This is a genomic window from Micromonospora sp. BL1, assembly GCF_003667485.1.
Classification (GTDB): domain Bacteria; phylum Actinomycetota; class Actinomycetes; order Mycobacteriales; family Micromonosporaceae; genus Micromonospora; species Micromonospora tulbaghiae.
In genome coordinates this window covers 1-4,096 of record NZ_RCVK01000172.1, presented here as the reverse complement: position 1 = coordinate 4,096, position 4,096 = coordinate 1, and the positions used below count along the sequence as shown (strand labels likewise).

Genomic DNA, 4,096 nt, shown 5'->3' with positions numbered 1-4,096 from the left:
GGGTCAGCTCGGGCGGGGGGCGAAGCCGTACGGGAGTTCCAGGCGGTGGGCGGTCAGCAGTGCCTCGTCCGCCAGCAGGTCGCGTGTGGGGGCGTCGGCGACGATGCGGCCGTCGTCCAGGATCACCGAGCGGGGGCACAGCTCGGCCGCGTACGGCAGGTCGTGCGTGACCATGAGCAGCGTCACCGGCAGGGAGCGCAGGATCTCCGCCAGCTCGCGGCGGGCGGCCGGGTCGAGGTTCGACGACGGCTCGTCCAGCACAAGGATCTCCGGGCGCATGGCCAGCACCGTCGCCACCGCCACCCGGCGCCGCTGCCCGAACGACAGGTGATGCGGCGCCCGGTCCCGGTGCTCGCCCATCCCGACGGCCGCGAGCGCCTCGTCGACGCGGGCGGCCAGCTCGGCCCCGCGCAGGCCCAGGTTGGCCGGGCCGAACGCCACGTCCTCGGCGACTGTGGGCAGGAACAGCTGGTCGTCCGGATCCTGGAAGACGATGCCGACGCGGCGGCGTACCTCGGCCAGCGTCTCCCGGTCGCGGCCGACCGTCAGGCCGCCGACGCTCACCGTGCCCTCGGTCGGGATGAGGATGCCGTTGAGGTGCAGCACGAGCGTGGTCTTGCCGGCGCCGTTGGGCCCGAGCAGCGCCACCCGCTCGCCGCGCGGCACGGTCAGGTCCACCCCGTGCAGGGCGACGTGACCGTCCGGGTACGCGTACCGGACGCCGCTGATGTCGAGGGAGGGCGGCTGCTGCACGTACCCGATCATTGCAGGACGAGTGCGACGGCGGCGATGGTGGCCGCGATCGCCGGCACCGTCGCGGCGGCCGCCCACTGGCCGGCGGTGGCCGCGCCGGCCCCCTGCCACACCGCCGGCATCCGGCCGGTGTAACCGCGGGAGAGCATCGCCAGGTAGACCCGCTCGCCGCGCTCGAACGCGCGCAGGAACAGCGCGCCGACCCCGGCCGCGAAGCCGCGCAACTGCCACAGGAACCGCGGGTCGTCGCCCCGGGACACCCGCGCCACCCGCATCCGCCGGGCCTCGCCGACGAGCACCTCCAGGTAGCGCAGCATGAACGTGGCGATCTGGGTGAGGATCTGCGGGCACCGCAGCCGGTCCAGGCCGACCAGCAGGTCACGCGTCGTCGTGGTCGCCGCGAGCAGGAGCGACGCGAGTACGCCGAGCGTGCCCTTGGCGAGGATGTTGAACGCGCCGTGCAGCCCGTCGACGGACAGGGCGAGCCCGGCCACCTCCACCCGCTCCCCGGCGCCGAGGAACGGCAGCGCGAACGCGAACAGCACGAACGGCAGCTCGATCAGCGCCCGGCTGAGCAGCCAGCGCGGGCCGACCCGGGCCAGCGCGGCCACCACGGCGACCAGGAGGGCGTACCCGCCGAAGGCCCAGTACGCCTCCCGGGGCGTGGCCACCACCGCGACTGTGAACAGCACCATCGCGGCGATCTTCACCTCCGGCGGGAGGCGGTGCACCGGCGAGCCGGACTCGCGGTAGAGCACGTGCGCGTGCCCGGCGCCCATGGTCAGCGTGTGCCGGTGGACGGGGTCGCGGCCTCGTCCGCCGAGTCGGCGCTCGTGGTGGGCGTGGCGGATGCGGTGGGCTTCGCCGGGCCGCGGCGGCGGGCCAGCCAGAACAGGCCCCCGCCGAGCGCGAAGGTGAGCAGCACACCGAGTACGCCGGACAGGCCGGTGGAGACGAAGTCGTTGCCGATCCCGCGTACGCCGTAGTCGGCCAGTGGGCTGTCCGCCAGCTCGTGGTCCTTGGCCTGCTGGGCCGGGCAGCTACCGCCGGTGATCTCGTCGTCGGCGTTCACGGTGCAGCCCTTGAGCAGCGACGAGTCGAGCCCGTCCGGGTGCGAGGAGGCGTAGTTGCTGACCACGCCGGCCAGCAGCAGGGCCACCAGCAGGCCGCCGAGCAGGAACGGCCAGTGACGCTTGCTCATCGGGCACCTCCGGCGACCGGGACGGCGGGAGCCAGCGTGGCCGGCTTGAGGGCGCGCAGCGCGTACACCAGGTCGGGCCGGACCTTCGCGACGGTGACCACAGTGGTCGCGGTGATCAGGCCCTCGCCGATGCCGATGAGCAGGTGGGCGAAGGCCATGGTGCCGGCCAGGCCGGCGAGGTTGCCGCCGAGGTCGGTGGTGCCGCCCAGCCAGTACTGGAGGACGAAGCCCTGGGATGCGACCACCACGCTGACCAGCGCGGAGACGAAGGCGGTGACGGCCAGCCCGGCCGGGGTACGCGGCAGCATGCGCAGCAGGAGCGCGATCAGCAGGTACGCGGCGGCGGTGCCGAGCAGCGCCATGTTGGTGATGTTGAGGCCGAGCATGGCGACCCCGCCGTCACCGAAGACCAGCGCCTGCACGATCAGCACCACGGCGACACAGAGCGCGCCGACCCAGGGGCCGACGAGCAGCGCGGCCAGCGCGCCGCCGAGCAGGTGGCCGCTGACCCCGGCGGTGAAGATCGGGAAGTTGAGCATCTGCACGGCGAAGATGAACGCCGCCACCAGCCCGGCCATCGGGGCCAGCCGGTCGTCGAGGTCGGCTCGGCCCCGCAGCACGCAGAAGGCGAGCGCGGCGAGGGCGAGAGCCGCGAAGATCGCGGCGACCGGACCGTTGATGATCCCGTTGGAGATGTGCATCGCCAGGGTGTCCACGCGCTCAGCGTATTTCCAGGAAGGCACTGTTGCCAATATCTGGCAACAACCTCATGATGGCCGTCACCTCGCCGGCGGGTCGCCGTCGGCCGACCGCACCGGCCCGGCGGTATCGTCACCGCCATGACCGACCGCCTCAAGCCCGGCGACCCCGCCCCCGAGTTCACCCTCCCCACCGACGACGGCGGCACGCTGTCCCTGGCCGGCCTGCGTGGTCGCAAGGTCATCCTGTACGCGTACCCGGCCGCCATGACGCCCGGCTGCACGAAGCAGGCGTGTGACTTCCGGGACTCGCTCGCCTCCCTCCAGGCCGCCGGCTACGAGGTGGTGGGCATCTCGCCGGACAAGCCGGCGAAGCTCGCCAAGTTCCGCGACCGGGACGCCATCACGTTCCCGCTGGTCTCCGACGAGGACAAGGCGGTGCTGACCGCGTACGGCGCGTTCGGCGAGAAGCAGATGTACGGCCGTACCGTCACCGGTGTGATCCGCTCGACGTTCGTGGTGGACGAGGACGGCAAGATCGAGCAGGCGTTCTACAACGTGCGGGCCACCGGTCACGTCGCCAAGCTGCGCCGGGACCTCGGCCTCGACTGAGGCCGCCGGACGGGCATGCCACGTCGCGTCGCGGCTCGTCGCGTCGCGTCGCGGCTCGTCGTGGCCCGTCGCGGCCCGTCGCGGCCCGTCGCGGCCCGTCGCGGCCGGTCGCGGCCGGTCGCGGCCCGGAGTGCACACGGTTCCGGCGCGACACTCTAAACTCGGCGGGTCGGGCGGGAGTGGCGGAACGGCAGACGCGCAGGCCTTAGGAGCCTGTGTCCGAGAGGACGTGGGGGTTCGAAACCCCCCTCCCGCACCATCAGCGCTGTCACGCGCATCACGAACGCGGGTTCGGGCCGGGTCGCCGCGCGCAGGATGGCGTCGTGGACCTGCGTTTCGTACTCGACCCCGACCTGACCCCCGAGCTGCGCGAACAGATCATCGCGCTCTGGGCGGACGTGACGAACGCCGGCGGCGCCGTCGGCTTCGTCGCCCCCGTAACCGCGGACGAGGTACGCCCGCTCGCCACCTCGACGCTCGACGAGGTGGCGGACGGGCCGGACCGGCTCCTCGCCGGCTACGAGGGTGAACGCCTGGTCGCCGTCCTGGTCATCGCCGACAACCGGTTCCACCTCAAGACGCACTGGCGGGTGCTCAAGCGCGTGATGGTGCACCCCGACACCCAAGGGCGCGGGTACGGCGCGGCGCTGATGCGCGAGGCCGAACGGATCGCCCGAGGGCTCGGTCTGGCGGCGCTGCACGTGACGGTCCGCGACGGTCTGGGACTGGACCGCTTCTACAAGCGCCTCGGGTATCGCGAGATCGGCCGCCTCCCCGCCGCGCCGTACCCGCGCCCTTGGGTGTCGGGGTGCACCATCACGCGCTTGAGCAC

The 4,096-nt window shown here is 73.0% G+C and carries 6 protein-coding genes and 1 tRNA gene; 3 read left to right on the top strand and 4 right to left on the bottom strand.

Features of this window, described 5'->3' with window-relative positions; all coding sequences use genetic code 11:
- Positions 1-3: 3 nt before the first annotated feature.
- Genes EAD96_RS06825 through EAD96_RS06810 form a run of 4 tightly spaced genes read right to left on the bottom strand, consistent with a single transcriptional unit; the run spans position 4 to position 2,670 of the window.
- Positions 4-765 carry an energy-coupling factor ABC transporter ATP-binding protein gene (locus EAD96_RS06825; protein WP_121683644.1) on the bottom strand — a complete coding sequence of 254 codons (762 nt, stop codon included), beginning with the start codon at positions 763-765 and terminating at the stop codon, positions 4-6.
- Positions 762-1,532: a cobalt ECF transporter T component CbiQ gene (gene cbiQ / locus EAD96_RS06820; RefSeq protein ID WP_120571385.1), complete on the bottom strand. Its 771-nt coding sequence runs from the start codon at positions 1,530-1,532 to the stop codon at positions 762-764. Before cbiQ ends, EAD96_RS06825 begins: the two co-directional genes overlap by 4 nt.
- A 2-nt stretch (positions 1,533-1,534) precedes the next feature.
- Positions 1,535-1,954: a PDGLE domain-containing protein gene (locus tag EAD96_RS06815; RefSeq protein WP_121683643.1), complete on the bottom strand. Its 420-nt coding sequence runs from the start codon at positions 1,952-1,954 to the stop codon at positions 1,535-1,537.
- Positions 1,951-2,670, bottom strand: a complete 720-nt coding sequence (locus tag EAD96_RS06810) for an energy-coupling factor ABC transporter permease (RefSeq protein WP_121683642.1) — start codon at positions 2,668-2,670, stop codon at positions 1,951-1,953. The genes EAD96_RS06815 and EAD96_RS06810 overlap by 4 nt, the downstream gene beginning before the upstream one ends.
- Before the next feature lie 123 nt (positions 2,671-2,793).
- Between EAD96_RS06810 and bcp the strand changes: the two genes are divergently transcribed.
- From bcp to EAD96_RS06795, 3 genes are all read left to right on the top strand, one after another.
- Positions 2,794-3,264, top strand: coding sequence for a thioredoxin-dependent thiol peroxidase (bcp, locus tag EAD96_RS06805; protein ID WP_013474255.1), 471 nt, complete (start codon positions 2,794-2,796; stop codon positions 3,262-3,264).
- Positions 3,265-3,437: 173 nt separating this feature from the next.
- Positions 3,438-3,523, top strand: a tRNA-Leu gene (locus EAD96_RS06800).
- A gap of 64 nt (positions 3,524-3,587) precedes the next feature.
- Positions 3,588-4,096 (top strand): GNAT family N-acetyltransferase (locus tag EAD96_RS06795; RefSeq protein WP_147457847.1); only part of this gene is annotated, 509 nt, incomplete at its 3' end.